Origin of the sequence: Pseudomonas umsongensis, from assembly GCF_002236105.1 — a bacterium.
GTDB lineage: Bacteria > Pseudomonadota > Gammaproteobacteria > Pseudomonadales > Pseudomonadaceae > Aquipseudomonas > Aquipseudomonas umsongensis.
In genome coordinates this window covers 24489-41069 of the sequence record NZ_NIWU01000009.1, presented here as the reverse complement: position 1 = coordinate 41069, position 16581 = coordinate 24489, and the positions used below count along the sequence as shown (strand labels likewise).

General features: G+C 60.0%; 12 protein-coding genes. 2 read left to right on the top strand and 10 right to left on the bottom strand.

Going from position 1 to position 16581, the window contains the following annotated elements; genetic code table 11:
• Window positions 1–4: 4 nt before the first annotated feature.
• Complete coding sequence (gudD, locus tag PSUM_RS28535) at window positions 5–1357, bottom strand: glucarate dehydratase (RefSeq protein WP_083348695.1); 1353 nt, start codon at window positions 1355–1357, stop codon at window positions 5–7.
• 41 nt (window positions 1358–1398) lie between these two features.
• Window positions 1399–2763, bottom strand: coding sequence for an MFS transporter (locus PSUM_RS28530; protein ID WP_083348696.1), 1365 nt, complete (start codon window positions 2761–2763; stop codon window positions 1399–1401).
• 558 nt (window positions 2764–3321) lie between these two features.
• Here PSUM_RS28530 and PSUM_RS28525 point away from each other — a divergent pair.
• Window positions 3322–4032, top strand: a complete 711-nt coding sequence (locus PSUM_RS28525) for a FadR/GntR family transcriptional regulator (protein WP_033044833.1) — start codon at window positions 3322–3324, stop codon at window positions 4030–4032.
• A gap of 49 nt (window positions 4033–4081) precedes the next feature.
• Here the strand turns inward: PSUM_RS28525 and PSUM_RS28520 are convergent, their stop codons facing one another.
• The 3 genes from PSUM_RS28520 to PSUM_RS28510 are packed head-to-tail and all read right to left on the bottom strand — an operon-like array spanning window position 4082 to window position 5849.
• Complete coding sequence (locus PSUM_RS28520) at window positions 4082–4753, bottom strand: GNAT family N-acetyltransferase (RefSeq protein WP_020801111.1); 672 nt, start codon at window positions 4751–4753, stop codon at window positions 4082–4084.
• 17 nt (window positions 4754–4770) lie between these two features.
• Window positions 4771–5217 carry a GNAT family N-acetyltransferase gene (locus PSUM_RS28515; RefSeq protein WP_020801110.1) on the bottom strand — a complete coding sequence of 149 codons (447 nt, stop codon included), beginning with the start codon at window positions 5215–5217 and terminating at the stop codon, window positions 4771–4773.
• Between the two features lie 2 nt (window positions 5218–5219).
• On the bottom strand, window positions 5220–5849 hold the full coding sequence (locus PSUM_RS28510; RefSeq protein WP_020801109.1) for an FMN-binding negative transcriptional regulator: 630 nt from the start codon (window positions 5847–5849) through the stop codon (window positions 5220–5222).
• A gap of 90 nt (window positions 5850–5939) precedes the next feature.
• Between PSUM_RS28510 and pdxR the strand changes: the two genes are divergently transcribed.
• Window positions 5940–7472: a MocR-like pyridoxine biosynthesis transcription factor PdxR gene (gene pdxR / locus PSUM_RS28505; protein WP_033044835.1), complete on the top strand. Its 1533-nt coding sequence runs from the start codon at window positions 5940–5942 to the stop codon at window positions 7470–7472.
• Window positions 7473–7504: 32 nt separating this feature from the next.
• On the opposite strand, the gene PSUM_RS28500 is transcribed toward pdxR, so the two are convergent.
• The 5 genes from PSUM_RS28500 to PSUM_RS28480 all read right to left on the bottom strand — a co-directional run bounded on the left by PSUM_RS28500 (window position 7505) and on the right by PSUM_RS28480 (window position 16524).
• Entirely contained in the window at window positions 7505–12082 is a 4578-nt protein-coding gene (locus tag PSUM_RS28500) for a hypothetical protein (RefSeq protein WP_083348697.1), read from the bottom strand.
• Window positions 12083–12240: 158 nt separating this feature from the next.
• Window positions 12241–13341 (bottom strand): polyamine ABC transporter substrate-binding protein, encoded by a 1101-nt coding sequence (locus tag PSUM_RS28495; RefSeq protein WP_083348698.1) that lies wholly within the window; start codon window positions 13339–13341, stop codon window positions 12241–12243.
• Between the two features lie 17 nt (window positions 13342–13358).
• The gene (locus PSUM_RS28490; protein WP_083348699.1) at window positions 13359–14387 is read right to left on the bottom strand and encodes a histone deacetylase family protein; all 1029 of its coding nucleotides are present in this window, start codon (window positions 14385–14387) and stop codon (window positions 13359–13361) included.
• 447 nt (window positions 14388–14834) lie between these two features.
• Entirely contained in the window at window positions 14835–15830 is a 996-nt protein-coding gene (locus PSUM_RS28485; RefSeq protein WP_083348700.1) for an AraC family transcriptional regulator, read from the bottom strand.
• A gap of 64 nt (window positions 15831–15894) precedes the next feature.
• Window positions 15895–16524, bottom strand: coding sequence for a LysE family translocator (locus PSUM_RS28480; RefSeq protein ID WP_020801374.1), 630 nt, complete (start codon window positions 16522–16524; stop codon window positions 15895–15897).
• Window positions 16525–16581 lie beyond the last annotated feature (57 nt).

Genomic DNA, 16581 nt, shown 5'->3' with positions numbered 1-16581 from the left:
TCAGTCAGCGCACCAGGCAAGGTTGCTTGTTGTTGAAGCGCCAGCCCGGAATCAGGAACTGCATCGCGACGCTGTCATCCCGCGCGCCAAGACCCATGCCTTTGTACAATTCGTGAGCCTTGGCCACCGCGTCCATGTCGATCTCTACGCCCAGGCCATGTCGGGTCGGAACCTTTACGTAGCCGCCTTCGATCTTCAGCGGTTCCCGGGTCAGGCGCTGGCCGTCCTGCCAGATCCAGTGCGTGTCGATCGCGGTGATCTCTCCCGGTGCGGCGGCTGCTACCTGGGTGAACATGGCCAGGGAGATATCGAAGTGGTTGTTGGAATGCGAGCCCCAGGTCAGGCCCCATTCGTGGCACATCTGGGCAACACGCACTGAGCCTTGCATCGTCCAGAAGTGCGGGTCGGCGAGCGGGATGTCGACCGATTGCAATTGAATGGCGTGGCCCATTTCGCGCCAGTCGGTCGCGATCATGTTGGTGGCGGTCTTCAGTCCGGTGGCCCGGCGGAATTCGGCCATGACCTCGCGGCCCGAGTAGCCGTTTTCTGCACCGCACGGGTCTTCGGCGTAGGCGAGGACGTGATGCTGATCGCGGCACAAACGGATGGCTTCTTTAAGCGACCATGCACCATTCGGGTCAAGGGTGATCCGTGCGTCAGGAAAGCGTTCAGCCAGCGCGGTGACCGCTTCGATTTCTTCATCGCCGCTCAACACACCGCCCTTGAGCTTGAAATCGTTGAAGCCATATTTTGCGCTCGCTGCTTCTGCCAGGCGCACGACGGCTTCGGCGGTCATGGCTTTCTCATGACGAATCCGGAACCAGTCGTCTTCAGCGTCGGCCTCGTTACGGTAAGCCAGGTCCGTGACATGGCGGTCGCCGATGTAGAACAGGTAGCCAAGCATCTTCACCGCATCGCGTTGCTGCCCTTCGCCGAGCAATGCAGCCACCGGCACCTCGAGGAACTGACCCAGCAGGTCGAGCAGCGCGGCTTCCATCGCAGTCACCGCATGAATGGTGATGCGCAGGTCGAAGGTTTGCAGGCCGCGACCGGCCGCATCCCGGGATGCAAAGGTGCTACGCATCTGGTTGAGGATGCGTTGGTACTGGCCGATGGGCTGGCCGATCACCAGGGCGCGAGCGTCTTCGAGGGTCTCACGGATGCGTTCGCCCCCCGGAACTTCGCCCACGCCAGTATTACCGCAACTGTCCTTGAGAATGACAATGTTGCGGGTGAAGAATGGTCCGTGGGCGCCGCTCAGGTTCAGCAGCATGCTGTCGTGGCCCGCGACGGGTATGACTTGAAAATGGGTGACGACAGGTGACTGGGTGGCGTTGGCAGAATGTTCAGCGTTCATGGCAAGTTCCTACGAGTATGGTCGTTCAACGAACAATGGAGTCAGTGCGCTTTGACTGTCGCATGCGTTGAAGCAGCGTTCGGTGGTGTCAGCACGGGTGATGGCTTGGGTGAGGTCCTGGCAAAAAACACCAGTATCGCGGCAAGAACCGAGGTGCCGGCCAAGCCATAGAGGCCGCCCTGGATCGACCCGGTCGTCTGTTCCAGGAAACCGAAGGTCGTGGGTGCCACGAAACCGCCCAGGTTGCCGATCGAGTTGATCAGTGCAATGACGGCGGCGGCGATGCGTGCATCCAGGTAGCCCTGGGGAATTGGCCAGAACAGCGATGACGCCGACTTGAAGCCGATGGCGGCAAAACAGATGGCAACGAACGCGAAGATCGGCCCGCCGGTGGTGGACAGGAACATGCCGGCAGCTGCAATCAACAAGGCAGTTGCAACCCAGGCTTGCTGAAACTTGAACCTGCCCGACAGCGCAGCGAAGCTGTACATGGCGATGATCGAGATCAACCATGGGATCGAGTTGAAGAAACCTACCTGTACATCACTCAGGTCACCCATCTTCTTGATGATGCTGGGCAGCCAGAAAGTCGCTGCATAGATCGTCAGCTGGATGCAGAAGTACAAGGTGCAGAACAGCAGGATCTGGCGATCTTTCAGGAGTTTGCCAATGGTCGGTTTTACGCTGGTCAGGGCTTCACGTTCGCGTTGCTCCTGATCGATGGCGCCGACCAGCGCATCCTGCTCCTCGCGTGTCATCCACTTGGCGTCATGGGGTTTGGAATCAAGCCAGAACCAGACGAAGAAACCGAGGAACACCGAGGCCAGGCCTTCTATGGCGAACATCCATTGCCAGCCGTGAAAGCCAAAGCCTTCGATTTGCAACAGGGCACCCGACAGCGGACCGGAAATCAGCGAGGCAACGGCTGAGCCGCTGAGGAAAATGGCGATGGCTTTGCCGCGCTCGACGCCTGGCAACCAGCGAGTGAAGTAGTAGATCACGCCTGGGAAGAAGCCCGCTTCGGCGACACCCAACAGAAAGCGCAGGATGTAGAAGTGGGTTTCGTTCTGGATGAACGCCATCAGCGTGGCGACGATGCCCCAGGTGAACATGATGCGGGTCAGCCAGATCCGGGCGCCGACCTTTTGCAGCAATATGTTGGAGGGCACTTCGAACAGTGCGTAGCCAATGAAGAAGAGGCCTGCGCCCAGGCCATAGGCGGCAGCGCCAATCCCGAGGTCATGTTCCATGTGCGTGCGCACGAAACCGATGTTGACCCGGTCGATGTAGTTGAGGATGAACATGATCACGAAAAGCGGGAGCACATGTCTCTTCACTTTGCTCACGGCGCGCGCGAGAACCGAATCATTTTCTGGAACGACAGATGCGTTGCTTGAATTGTTCACAATTCAAATCTCCCACTGATTATTTTTATGCGGGTTTGAGCGTGATAGCGGCGGCCTGGCTGCCGGTTATTGCTGTCGAGTTACCAGGCACCGAGCGCCTTGATCAGGGTCGCGTCGGGGTCGGTCAAAGGAAAAGGCAGGGAGGTCTTGCGAGAGGAGGGACTTGAGTACTTGAGGATTCATGGGATTCGCCTGCATCGATGGTTTTTGTTTAGATGTCTGGAGCGGGTTAAGTTGATAGACATCATACAAGTGGTTTTTTGAGGCTGCAATGCGGCGGATGGTGTTTTGTGTGCATAACGACGTGAAAAAATAATGTATTTGGTTATTTTATTCAGTATTTATAGGGGTTTAACTGCAGCATTGTGCCGGGTCTGAGAGGCTGGACCTGTCATTCAGCTGGAAGGTGTCCCGAATTAATCAGTTCTTTATAGATGTGTTGTCATACAAGTAGGAGTCTTTTCTAACCTGGTGTAGCGGGGGTGCATTCGCATTTCGCCAGAGAATCTCCGGTGGGGTGTTAAGCTCTGTGAAGCAAAATTCCGTGGACTCGAACCTATGCAAATTGAAAGCGGAACCCCTGTCCGCAGACGCTCCAATAATCTGGCTCAGGGCGTGGTCGAAGCACTGACCCAGCGCATTTTGCTCGGCCAATTGAAGCCAGGCGAAAAGCTGCCTTCGGAATCCACCATCGTTCTCGAACATGGCGTGAGCCGCACTGTTGTCCGGGAGGCTATCTCCAAGCTGCAAGCTTCGGGGCTAGTCGAGACACGACACGGAATCGGCACATTCGTGCTGGAGCAACCCTCCCAGCCAGGGCTGCGCCTGCATGTGGATACCGTTGCGAGTGTCCGCAGCATGCTGGAGCTGAGATTGGGCCTGGAGGTGCAGGCGGTTGCACTGGCCGCTATGCGCAGAACCGACGATCAGCTCGCGCGTATGCGTCAGGCCTTGAGTGATTACCAGGCTTCGCTGGCGAACAACGATAGTTGCGTCGAGCAAGACAAGCGCTTTCACCAGATCATTGCCGAGGCGACCGGTAATACGTTTTTCACGGAAATCATGCAGCACCTGGGCAATGCCATGATTCCTCGTACCCAGGTGAAGGCCGACGAACGTGGAGGCGCCGACTTTTCGCAATTGGGGCAGCTGGCGAATCTGGAGCATGAAGCGATTTTCAACGCGATCAAGCGACAGGATCCCGATGCGGCTCGAGCAGCGATGGTGCTGCACCTGACCAACAGTCGGGATCGGTTTTCGGGGAGTTGAAGGGGGGCTGAAACCGTGGCAAGGGAGCTTCCACTCCCTCACTGATGTCTTACCCCCGACACTCCACCAGGCTTTTCACCTGTCCAGAATCCGTCTGGTTCTCATCACTCAACCAGCGTTCGAACCCTGCGCCAATCGCCGGCCATTCCGAATCGATGATCGAATACCAGGCGGTGTCGCGGTTCTGCCCCTTGACGACCATGTGCTGGCGGAACACGCCTTCGAAACTGAACCCCAGGCGCTCGGCCGCGTACTTGGAGCGGGCGTTGGCGTTATTGCATTTCCACTCAAGGCGCCGGTAGCCGAGGGCGAAAGACTCCTTGGCCAGCAGATAGACGGCCTCGGTGCTCTTGGGTGAGCGTTGCATCGGCGCGCCGAAGGTCACGTGGCCGATTTCAATGCGGCCCTGGGCCGGGACGATCGACATCAGGCTGAGGATCCCTTGTACTTCGCCGCTGGCGCGGTCGATCACGCTGAAGAAGTAGGGATCGCTGCTGGCGGCGTGGTTGTTCAGCCAGTCGTTGAATACGCTGCGCTGCGGGAAAGGACCGTAAGGCAGGTAGTCCCACAGTTTCGGATCGGCACCCGGGCCTTGCAGGGCGTTGAACAAATCGTCGCCGTGGCGCGCCGGGTCGAGTCTTTCCAGGCGGATGAAACGCCCTTCGATCAGTTGGGCTGTCGGGGCCGGTACGCCTTTCCAGTCGGCGAGTGAAGTCGGCATGCTGTTCTCCTTGAACGTTAAATGGCTTTGCGAAACTGGATGAAACCCGGACGCTCAGCGATGCGCTCGTAGAGCTGGATCGCAGTGGCGTTGGTTTCGTGGGTCAACCAATGCACCTTGTTGCAGCCGTCGGCCTTGGCCGTGGCGTAGACGAATTCGATCAGCTGACGGCCAACGCCGGTGCCGCGGGATTCGGGTGTTACCAGCAGATCCTGCAGGTAGCAGGCGTTTTCAATGCTCCAATTGGAGCGATGGTAGATGAAGTGCACCATGCCCACCGCTTTGCCGTCTACCCAGGCGAGGGCGGCATGGGTGGGTTCGTTTGGGTCGAGCATGCGTTGCCAGGTGCTTTGGCTGACGGTTTCTGGCAGTTCCGTGTTGTAGAAACGCAGGTAGGCCTGCCACAGCGGCAGCCAGTCGGCGTGGTCGTCGGCGCTGACCTGGCGGATGTCGATCTGGTTCATGTTCATTCCTTTGGCATCAAGTGGGCGAGGGCCTGGTCGTGTGCGTCGGCGCTGGCGGCCAGCCCTTCGCGCACGCCGGCAATGTCGGCGGCGTTGCGGTTCTGGCTGAGCTTGCGTTTGCCTTCCAGGCGCTGGATCGGCAGGGCGAAGCCGACGATGGCCTTGAGCATGCCGTCGATGTAATCGGCCGGGGCATCGGCGACTTTCCACGGTTGCGCGCGACCGGCTTCATGGCGCTCGGTCAAGGCGCTGACCAGTGAGCGCAGGCGCTCGGCATCGGTGAACACCTCAGCGCTGCCATAGGCGTGCACAGCCACGTAGTTCCAGGTCGGCACGACTTTGCCGTCCTCGGCTTTGCTCGGGTAGAACCCGGGGCTGACATAAGCCTCGGCGCCGGCAAAAATGACCAGCGCTTCGGCGCCGTCCTGCAGTTCTTTCCACTGTGGGTTGGCCTTGGCGAAATGGCCATACAGGGTTCCGTTCGGACCCTCGTCGGTATTGAGCAGCAAAGGCAAATGACTGGCTTGCAGGCCTTGTTCGCCATGGGTAACCAGCAGGGCGAGGCGAGTGCCGAGCATCTGTTGCTGCAGCTCATGCAAATCGTTGAAGGCAAAGGCGCGGGGCGTATACATGGAAATATTCCTTGGCGAATGCCTGCATCCTAGGCAGGCTATTGGTCTGTTGTAAGAGCCATTAACGATAAATTTCATAGGTCCATTGTCATGAAGGATGCGCCGCTGTCCTTGTCCTTCAATCCGGCGGGTATCGAGCTCGACCGCCGCCAGGGCTTGAGTCGCCAGCTTTATCAGGCCTTGCGGGTTCGAGTGCTCGACGGGCGCCTGGCCAGCGGCACGCGATTGCCGGCGAGTCGGGACCTGGCGGCGGCCCTGGCGATTTCCCGCAACAGCGTGGTACGGGCCTACGACCAGCTCTACGCCGAAGGGTTTATCGAAGGGCGGGTGGGTGACGGAACCTATGTCGCACAATTACCCCAAGCACCGTTCCCCGGCAGCAAAACAGCGCCGAAAGCCCCGCCAGGCACCTCTCTCAAAGGCCTGGATGTGCCTGTGTTGGCGGCCGGTCAAGTCGCTCGCAGCGGCGCATTGGCGCGGGTGGAAAACAATCATTTGCCGACGCCTCCGAGCGGTCCGCCGCGCGCTTTTCGGGTCGGTGTGCCGGCATTCGATCTGTTTCCGTTCGAGGTGTGGGCCAAGCTGAATGCAGCATTCTGGCGCAAACCGGATCTCCAGCAGTTGTGTTACGGCGCACCGCAAGGTGATGCGCGATTGCGCGGGATGATCGCGGCGTATTTGCGCAGTTCCCGCGGCATGCAGTGCACGGCGGAGCAAATCGTCGTGACCAGCGGCGCGCAGCAAGGGATCAGCCTGTGTGCGCAGTTGCTGGTGGAACCGGGGGACGGGGTGGCGGTGGAAAACCCCGGGTATCGGGCGGCCGGTCATGCGTTTGCGGTGGCGGGTGGGCGATTGCACGGCATCGCCGTGGACAGCGAGGGCATCGATTGCAGCGAACTGGCGCGCCTGGGCGATTGTCGTCTGGCCTACGTGACGCCCTCGCATCAATACCCCTTGGGCGTGGTGATGAGCCTGGCGCGACGCCTCGAATTGCTGGCCTGGGCCGAGCGCAACCAGGGCTGGATCGTCGAGGACGATTATGACGGCGAGTACCGATACAGCGGCGCACCGCTGGCGCCGTTGGCCGCGCTCGATCGTCACGGGCGGGTGCTCTATGTCGGTACGTTCGGCAAAGTCGCCTTTCCCGCTCTGCGCCTGGGCTACCTGGTGTTGCCGCCAGCATTGGTCGAGGCATTTGCCCAGCGGCGTGCGGTGGATGTCCGGCATTCCGAGGTGAGCACACAGGCGGTGATGGCCGAGTTCATGGCCGCCGGGCATTTCCAGCGCCACGTGCGGCGCATGCGACGTGCCGCGTTGAGCCGCCGCAACACGCTATTGGCCAATTGGCCCGCGGATATTGCCGGTGTGGGTCACCTGCCAAGTGTGGCAGCCGGCTTGCACATGACGGTGATGGTCGACTCTCTGGCCCGTGAGCGTGAACTGATAGAGGCTGCGTCCAGCGTCGATGTCGAGATCAATGGCCTGAGCAGCTATTGGCTAGCGGATTCGAACAACACGCCCGATCAACGCGCCGGGTTGGTCCTGGGCTTTGCCGCGGTGCCGGAGGAGGCGATCAGCGCGGCACTCGAACGTTTGGAAAAGGTCTGGCGCAGGACTCGCTGAAAGCGCGAATCCTGGCGGGTGCGGGTTGTCTCTCAGGAACTCGAAGCGGCTTGCTTGATCTTTGACAAGAACAATTCATCCGCCAGTTTCGTACTGATTTCGCTGCGATAAACCGCGATCAGCTCGTTGTTGGAGGCCGATGTGCGCTTATCCAATGTACTGCCGAGCAGGCGTTGGGATTCGGTTTTCAGGTGGGCAGCGGTGTAGGTTTTGGGGGCGGTGTCCGGGCCTGAATAGTGAAAGTGGGCGTACCAGAGCACCTTTGCAGTGCCATGTTCGCGTATCTCGTATTCTTCGAGAAAGTCGTTTTTATGCCCTTTGAGTCGCCGCCGACCGGGTGTCTTGGCGATGGTTATCAGTTTTTTGCTCATCAGCCATTCAACGCGGGCGGCGGTGGGGGGCTGTTCCTTTGTCATGCGGATTCGGGTCCGGCGACCTTTATCAAAGAGCTCGGTCGCGCCCTCATTGAGCTGTTTGGCCAGCAGTACGGCTGACGCCGGCCCGCCGTCAGTCGCATTATTGTCGGTGAGGGCTTCTTCGATCGTATCGCTCGCTTCTTGCAGTCGCCTGGCGTACTGGTGAAACATTTCTTCTATTTCCGTGGGATTGCGTCCCGCTACCTTCGAGTGCCCTTCGGTGCGACGGATAAACGGCTGCAACTGATCCACCAGCGCCTGCCCCTTCTGGACGCTGATTTGCAGATCAGGTCGCACAGGGGCAGGTGCCTGCTCCGGCGCAGGTTCATGTTCCACCCAGACGCCCGGTGTTTTCTCATGGAATGTCGCGGTGACCTTGTTGGTCAATGGGGATATCACGTCGACCCATTCGGTGTTGTCCGCCGCCGTGCGCACACGTGGCTTGCCAACCACCGTGCCTTTGTAACGGGTCTTGATGATGCGTTTTGAGACAGGGGCGGGGCGAGAAGGACCCGGTGTCGGTTCGAGTGATTTGCGTTCTTGCAGAAGACCAGCGAGGTGCTTAACGCTGTGCTCCCTGAAGGTTTCGATGCGCTCGCGCATGAGGTCCAATGGGGGTTGCAGCAACTGCCGCGGAAACTCGTCAGGCAGGTCCTGTATCCGCAGGTCGAGGATGGCGAACTGTTCCACCAGCTCACTGAAACCGTCGATTCGCTCAGGCAGGGGCAGTGCATTGTCTTGTTCGGCAAGCTCCAGCGAAGACTGGACGGTCAGGCCCGTATCCTCGACAAGTCGTGTCATGGCTTGTCGGGCTGGCGCCGTATCCACGGAGGCGCTGTCACTCAAGCAAAGTTCCTGGGCAAGGCTGATCTGGAACAGTTTCAGATCCTGCAGCGCGTAACGGGGCAGCACTGCCTGACTCTCTCGCGCCACTTCGGCCGCTTCCTTGCCCAGTCGTTTCAACTCTTCGATGCGTGCCTGGGCAAACTCGATCTTGTCGATGAAGCCCTGGGTCAGATCGCTGGTGAGCTGGTGTGTCTGGCGCGGAGTCTGTGTGCCGTCCCCCGGCTCGTTATCCAGCAACGCCAGGGATTGGCGCATGTGTTCGCCAAACGCTCTGTTTTGCTGAATGAACCACTGCTGCGTGAGGGACAACTGATGATCCAGGCAGTCGACCAGGACCGCACGGTAGTTGGGGATCGATTCAATGCTGTTGTAGGACTTGAGCTGTTCGATGAAGGTGCCGAATTCCGCCACATGCGCATCCAGGGTTTCGATCAGGCGTTGCCGATTCGGGTCGACAATGTCCGTGGTAGGCGCTGGTACTGTCTTCTGCACGGCATCGAGCTCCTTTGTCAGCTGGGTTTTGCGACTTTCAAACGCGCTCAGTTGCAGTTTCAGCGTGGCCTTGCGTTGCTGGTTTTCCAGGGCTAGCGCTTTTCGGCTGCGGCCTCCGCCGCGCAATCGCAAGCGCGTATCGATGAACCATTGTCCCCCTGCGGAATGAATCAGCAGCGGACCCCGGCGTGACGGAGTGATGCGCGAGTCGATGATTTGCACATCGCCGTCGTCGTTGAGCCAGGCTTCGAACCAGCGCTGGCCCACCTGGGCATACCACTTTTGCTCGAGCGGGCTCAGATAGCGGTGAGGGCCGGGTTCGTTCGACGGCTTTTCGAGCCCGGTGGGCTTGGCGATAGCCAGCCGGTCCAGCACGGACGCCAGGCTCGCTTGCGACAAAATGCCGAAGGTATGCAGGGGTGTCGGGTGGTTGTCGGGCAGCAGGTGAGCGACGACATCGGGCATCTGCGTCACAGTGATGGCCGCGACCGGTTTTTCGAGTGGTGGGGTAGCGCTCTCAAGGTGTGGGGCACGTGGTTTGTTGCGCGTGGCGGCGTGGTGCGCCAGGACCATGCCCAGGGACAGGAACAGGTCGGTCAACGCAGTCCATTCATGCTCGGAATCATCCGCTTCCCGGGCTTCGCGCGCCTCGTCCAGATCGTCCATGATTTGCCAGATCCAGGCCGCAGTCGCCGCCGTACGCCCGAGAAAAGGCAACGTTACGTTGAACAGCATCCAGGCCGCTTGCTTGAGGGTAGCCCAACGGCTTTGCGCATTGGACACCGACTGCCGGTCGGCCAAGGTGACCAAGGCATTGGCGTTGGCGCTAAACAGTACCGGCAAGGCGGGTTGCAGCACCGGCGACGAACCCAGGGTCAAGGCGCCCATCATCCCCAGTATCGAAGTTGAATCAACCAGCAACTGGGACAACGTCCAGACGGAGGGCAACTCGCCTGGGAACACGTACTGCGAGTAGTTAAAGCGCACGTCATCCGCTAACCAGGCCAGCACCGATTGGCGCAACGCCCTGTTGTGCTTGATGGCGTAGAGCAGGCTCGCTTCGCCGGGGTATTGCAACAGTGGATGATCGAGCAGTGGCCGATACAGCAGGCACGGACCTTTTTCGCCTTGTCGCGGCCCGATCACGAACATGTTGGCGACTTCGTCAGCCTTGCCATCGTTGCGTCCGCCTGGAATAAAAGCCAGAGGGCGGATGATGATTTCCAGACCCTCGACATAACGATCCGCGGCCTTCTCCTGCAAGGCCGCGACGACATAGCGATAGCCCAGTTCATCGATCCCGGCCTCGCCACGGATCTTCGCTTGCAGCGTTTGCAGCGGTAGCTGGATGCGCAGGTCTTCGGCGTAGAGTTGCTGGCGCCGGGCCTTTTCCTGCGGGTCGTCGAGCAGTGTGCGCTTGATCAGCCTCGGGTAGTTTTCGCCGATGTTCACGGCGCTCACCAGGCTGTCCAGGTAGGTCGGCGTCAGCCATGGCGCAACCGCTGAACCGTCGCGGTATTGCACGGTTTTTTCACCCCAGGGCAGGGCTGTGAGGTTCTGCAACGCCAGATCGACGAGTGACAACGTGACGGTTTCGGTTTCGCCCGGCACCGCGAATGTCCCGAGGATCACAGGGTGAGTGCTGCTGATTTGAATGTCTTCCAGGTGCGGCAGGGACGCTTGCGGGTGATCCTTTGTCATCTGGTCTTGCAAGGCCTTCAGGGTAAATTCGCGTAACGCAGCAATGCCATCGTGAAACGATTTCCCGGCGTGCTGCTCGCGTACCAACGCCAGGTCCATCAAGTGCCGACCGTAGCGAGTAAGATCTACTGTCGAAGCATTCAGCAACCAGTCCGGTAAAAGACGCTGGATCTGGTTGAAACGGGTGGGGCGCTGTTGCACCCGCTTTTCGAATTGTCCAGCCGCTGCCGCGATCCGTGGGGCCAGCGTCGACACCGCCATCTCGTTGAGCGAGCCAATGGCCTGGATTTCCAAGGCGATCAACGCACAGGCCTGCTGGTCGAAAAAATCGCCCGTGGGTTCGTAGAGGCACCACTGCAACTGTTGAGCATTTTCCGATGGAGTGACGCGTCGGCGAAGAACTTCGCCCAATGCCGCCAACGAATCGTAGTGCCTGAATCCTTCGATGATCGAATGAGTAACGATCAGCGTGCGTTTCTCCAGCGTGCCGACAATGACGGCGGTGTCCATCAGCTGCCGGTGTTCGCTGTGTTGTTGATCGAGATGGTCGATGTCGATCAGGCAGGCGCGTGTCTGGTATTTGTCGTGGGCCTGACGATCGGCCTGTTGCGGGTAGTTGTAGACGGTCAGCGCCAGGGCCAGTTGGTCTTCGTCCCAGTCTTTGGGTTTGTCGTCGTTCCAGAGGCTGTGCAGGGCTTCGCTGATTTGATGCCAGCGGGGCTTGTTGGGGGCGATGGCTTCATTCCAGTAGTCCAGCTGTTGCTCCTGATAGGCCACGAACAACAAGCGCGCCAGGCGATTGAGCAGGCAGCCGATGGCATCGATCTTCACCGGCAGCTTGATGCCTGGCTCCACACCCGGTTGCCGGGTCAGGAAGTGTTCCCCGTCGATGTAGGTGGCTGTCGCGCCAGACAAGGTGAGCCGTACCAGCGCGTCAGTCAGGGATTCGAACCGGCTGTTGGCGGGCAAGACCTGGTTGTCGCTGATGGTCCAGGCGGGTGTAACCACCACGGTCAGGTTCGGATCGATGTGCAGTTGCGGATACTCGGTGTCGAGGGCGGTGCGGATCGAGGTCGAAGCGACTTCCCTGAGCGAAGGGCCGGTCACCAATTGAGTGAGTATGTCGTCGGGATTGTTGGAGGGTATGGCGGGCATGGCCGTTTCCTGTGTCCGGTGAAGCGCTTGGGACAGCGCGGGTTCGGGCACGGTAGAGGGCCGGTGGAAACAGGAGGTGGTAGATAGTTATCGCAGTAGGAGCGAGCATGCTCGCTCCTACAGGGGATTTCGTTTTATTCAGTTCCCTGCGCCGCGTTTCAAGTCCCCGACTTGATCTTGGTCCACGCCCGGGTCCGCGCACGTTCGGCATCGCGTGGCAGCGGTTGCAGGGTGTAGAGCGTGCCCATGGCCGCTTCAGTCGGGTACAGGTTCGGGTTGTTGCGAATCGCCGGGTCGACCAATTCCGTGGCGTCCTTGTTCGGGTTCGGATAGCCCACGAAGTCACTGACCGGCGCGATCACCTGGGGTTGCAGCAGGTAGTTGATGAAGGTGTAGGCGTCTTGCGGGTTCTTCGCGCCCTTGGGAATCGCGAGCATGTCGAACCAGATCGGCGCGCCTTCCTTGGGCAGGCGCATGTCTACGACCACACCGTTCTTGGCTTCCTTGGCGCGGTTGGCGGCCTGGGAGAAACTGCCGGAGTAACCGACGGCGACACAGATGTCACCGTTGGCGATGTCGGCCATGTACTTGGACGAGTGGAAGTAGGTGATGTGCGGACGGATCTTCATCAGCAGCGCTTCAGCCTTGTCGTAGTCCGCAGGCTTTTTGCTGTTGGGGTCCAGGCCAAGGTGTTGCAGGGCCAGGGGCAGGATCTCCGAAGGCGAGTCGAGCAGGGCGACGCCGCACTGCTTGAGCTTGCTGATGTTCTCTTCCTTGAAGATCAGGTCCCAGCTGTCCACCGGCGCATCGGCGCCCAACGCGGCCTTGACCTTGTCCGGGTTGAAGCCGATCAGGATGGTGCCGTACATGTACGGCACGGCGAATTTATTGCCCGGGTCGTTGGCTTCGATCAGCTTCATCAGCTTGGGATCGAGGTGGTTCCAGTTCGGTAGTTTGCTGCGGTCCAGAGGCTGGAACACACCGGCTTCGATCTGCTTGGCCAGGAACACGTTGGACGGCACCACCACGTCGTAGCCGGAGTTGCCGGTCAACAGCTTGGCTTCCAGCGCTTCATTGGTGTCGAAGATGTCGTAGACCAGTTTGGTCTCTGGGTTCTGGGCCTTGAAATCTTCCAGGGCCTTGGGGGTGATGTAGTCGAACCAGTTGTAGACGCGCAACGTTCGTTCTTCTGCATGTGCGCCGCCACCGAGCACCGTGGCGCAGAGGGCAGGAACAATCAGGCGCTTTAGATTTTTCATTGTCATGCGATTCCCCGTTAAGCGTTTTCAAAGCCTTCAAGCACGTTGACGGCGTTGATGCCGATTTCTTCCACCGCGTAACCGCCTTCCATCACGAACAGCGTCGGCACACCGAGCCTGGCGATGCGTTGACCCATGGCCAGGTAATCGGGGCTGTCGAGCTTGAACTGGGAGATCGGGTCGTCCTTGAACGTATCCACGCCCAGGGAGACGACGACGATGTCGGCGTCATAGGTCTCGATCTCGTTGCAGGCTTGCTCCAGCGCAGCGCTCCAGGTATCCCAGCCGCTGCCGGCGGGCAAAGGATAGTTGAAGTTGAAGCCTTCACCGGCGCCTTCGCCGCGCTCGTCCTCGTAACCGAGGAAGAACGGGAACTCGGCTTCCGGGTGGCCGTGGATCGAGGTGAACAGCACGTCGCTACGCTCGTAGAAAATCGACTGGGTGCCATTGCCGTGGTGGTAGTCGACGTCGAGAATCGCGACTTTTTTGTGGCCCTGATCGAGAAAGGCCTGGGCGGCGATGGCCGCGTTGTTGAGGTAGCAATAACCGCCCATCAAGTCGCTGGCGGCGTGGTGTCCCGGTGGGCGGCACAGGGCAAAGGCGCTGCGGGCACCGCGCTGGATCTCTGCTTGCGCGGTGAGTGCGACCTGCGCCGCGCTGTACGCTGCTTGCCAGGTGCCGGCGGTGATCGGCGCGCCGCCGTCGAAGCTGTAGTAGCCGAGCTGGCCGTGCAGGCTGGTGGGCTTGACGCGACGCAAGGTGCGGGCCGGCCAAGTGTAGGGCAGCAAGTCACCGTCGGTGTTGAATTCGGTCCAGCGCGCCCAGGCACCTTTGAAAAAGTCGAGGTAGTCGCGGCTGTGGATACGCTCGATTGGCCCCAGGCCAAAATCCTTCGGTGCTTCTACGGGACCCAGGTTCTGCTTTTGCACACATGACAGCACATGATCGGCACGCGAAGGCATTTCAAAGCAGGGCTTGAGTTGCCCGTCGATGAGTTCGCAACGGCCGTGGTGCAGGTGGTGATCATCCGAGTAGATCGTCAGCATTTTATTGTTCTCCGCAGGCGGTTTCGGTTGCACACAGTCTTGCGGCGCGGACGATTTCGGAGAACGGCAGGAAAGGCCAAAAGGGGATTAATGTGGCCAAAATAATTGACCGAAATTCGCCCCTTCCTGGATAAAAATCAAAAGCCAAAGCAAAAGTAAAAACGAGGTGGCTTGTCCGGGATGTGATCGTTCCCATGCGTAGCAAAGGAATGCCGCCAGGGACGCTCTGCGTTCCACTGACGACGCATGACGTGAGCCGTGCGCAATGGTGACGCGGAGCGTCACAGGATGCATTCCCACGCAGAGCGTGGGAACGATCGGCGTATTCACTTCAAGTCAGGTCGGCTGTCAGGCCGCCTTGCTTTGCTTTTGATCGCGAGCGCCCCGTTAAACCACGATGGCCGAACGCAGGCATTGCGCAGTAGGTAAACCGGCAGGAGGTGTTCTTCAGGGCCGGAACTGGCTAGGCGTCACACCACTCCAGCGCATAAACGCATGGCGGAAACTCGCGGTCTCGCTGAAACCCAATGCTTCGGCGATCCGGTAGATCGGCATCTGGTCTTCACAGAGTAAAAGCTTGGCCTGCTCGAACCTGAGCTCATCGAGCAATTCCTGATAGCTGCACCCCAGGTCCTTGAGGTGCCGGCGCAAGGTGCGTGCTGAACAATTCATCTGCTCGGCCAATCCCTCGAGTCCCGGTGCCGCATGCAATTGTGCCCTGAGCAGCTGGCGGATCCGCCCCAGCCAGGCCTGGCGCCCGGTGAACTCGGTATTCTGCTTGCGGCAACGCTCGGCCATGGCCTGGTGGGTGATGGCGTCGGCCAGGGGCAAGGGTTGATCCAGCCAGCGCTTGTCGAACGCGAAGGCGTTGTTGCGTGTGCCAAAGTGCAGCGGGCAATTATTGAAGTGTTCGGCGTAGTTAACCTGGTAATCGGGCGCGGCATGTTCGAAGCGTGCAGCCAGCAGCGGCAGGGCGTGCCCGAGCAGGTCATCGCAGATGACTTTCAACGACACCAGGCAGAACTCGGCGTTGAACACCGCCAGTGCCGGATTCTCCCGGTAATCGGCGGCGACAAACCAGACGCGCTCGTTGTCCTCTTCCAGGCTCAGCTCGAAAAGTGTTCCCAACAGCGCCGGATAACGCATCGCAAGGAGCAATGCGTCACCAAAGGTGGCACTGGTGAGCAGGGCGTAGCCGAGCAAGCCGTAGGACGAAACATGCATGCGTCGGCCCAGTTCCAGGCCGATATCGCGCTTGAGGGCGACGGCGTTGGCGCAGACCTGCATCTCTTGATTGGTGGTGATGCGCGTGTCCGCCCGGGCCAGATCCGCGGCACAGATGCCGCTGCCGGCGAGCAGGGGGGCGCTGGGCAGACCTTGGGCCTTGAAGGTGTCGAGCACCAGGGAAACGGCGTTAAGGGTGGTGAGGTGGGAGTGGAGCATGCTCGATTCCGGCGTGGGGGTGCCAGAACCGAGCAACTTGTGTGCCGGTTTGCGTCAGAAGGCCTTAATGACCGCTGAGCAAGGACGCAGCCCCGGCTCCACCGAACAGTCCGGCACTGACCCGGTTAAACCAGCTCTGGCCCTTGCCGCTGCGCAGATACCGCGCCGCGCCATGGGCACCCAGGCCGTAGGCCAGCTTGCATAGCAGGTCCAGTACGGTCCAGGTGGCGATCATCACCAGCAATTGCGGCAGGAACGGTTGCCCGGCGCTCAAGAATTGCGGCAGAAACGCGGCGAAGAACAGGATGTCCTTGGGGTTGCTCGCGCCCAGCATGAAAGCGCGCCCGAACAGTGCGCGAAAGCGTGGCACTGCGGCGGCCTGAGGCACTTGCGCACCGTGGGACGGTTGGCCCGACTGCTGCCAGCTCTGCCAGGCGAGGTAGAACAGGTACAGCGCGCCGACGATTTTCAGTGCGCTGAATAATTGTTCCGATGCCAGCAGCAGCGCGCCCAAGCCCAGCGCCGAAGCACTCAACAGGCAGATCGAGGCAATCACGCCGCCAAGAAACGCCGGGTAGGAACGGACCAGGCCGTAATTCAAACTGTTGCTGATCATCAGCAAAGACAGTGGCCCCGGGATCAGGATCACTACCAGCGCAGCGCCGCTGAACAGCAGCCAGGTTTCCAGACTCATCACTTTCCTCCATTTGCACAAAAGCCTCACCCGACGGGGTGAGGCTGGTTTAACGCG

Excerpts from the sequence above, each read along its gene's own strand:
- gudD (WP_083348695.1), bottom strand. The coding sequence starts at position 1,357 with ATGAACGCTGAACATTCTGCCAACGCCACCCAGTCACCTGTCGTCACC.
- PSUM_RS28525 (WP_033044833.1), top strand. The coding sequence starts at position 3,322 with ATGCAAATTGAAAGCGGAACCCCTGTCCGCAGACGCTCCAATAATCTG.
- PSUM_RS28520 (WP_020801111.1), bottom strand. The coding sequence starts at position 4,753 with ATGCCGACTTCACTCGCCGACTGGAAAGGCGTACCGGCCCCGACAGCC.
- PSUM_RS28515 (WP_020801110.1), bottom strand. The coding sequence starts at position 5,217 with ATGAACCAGATCGACATCCGCCAGGTCAGCGCCGACGACCACGCCGAC.
- PSUM_RS28510 (WP_020801109.1), bottom strand. The coding sequence starts at position 5,849 with ATGTATACGCCCCGCGCCTTTGCCTTCAACGATTTGCATGAGCTGCAG.
- pdxR (WP_033044835.1), top strand. The coding sequence starts at position 5,940 with ATGAAGGATGCGCCGCTGTCCTTGTCCTTCAATCCGGCGGGTATCGAG.
- PSUM_RS28500 (WP_083348697.1), bottom strand. The coding sequence starts at position 12,082 with ATGCCCGCCATACCCTCCAACAATCCCGACGACATACTCACTCAATTG.
- PSUM_RS28495 (WP_083348698.1), bottom strand. The coding sequence starts at position 13,341 with ATGAAAAATCTAAAGCGCCTGATTGTTCCTGCCCTCTGCGCCACGGTG.
- PSUM_RS28490 (WP_083348699.1), bottom strand. The coding sequence starts at position 14,387 with ATGCTGACGATCTACTCGGATGATCACCACCTGCACCACGGCCGTTGC.
- PSUM_RS28485 (WP_083348700.1), bottom strand. The coding sequence starts at position 15,830 with ATGCTCCACTCCCACCTCACCACCCTTAACGCCGTTTCCCTGGTGCTC.
- PSUM_RS28480 (WP_020801374.1), bottom strand. The coding sequence starts at position 16,524 with ATGAGTCTGGAAACCTGGCTGCTGTTCAGCGGCGCTGCGCTGGTAGTG.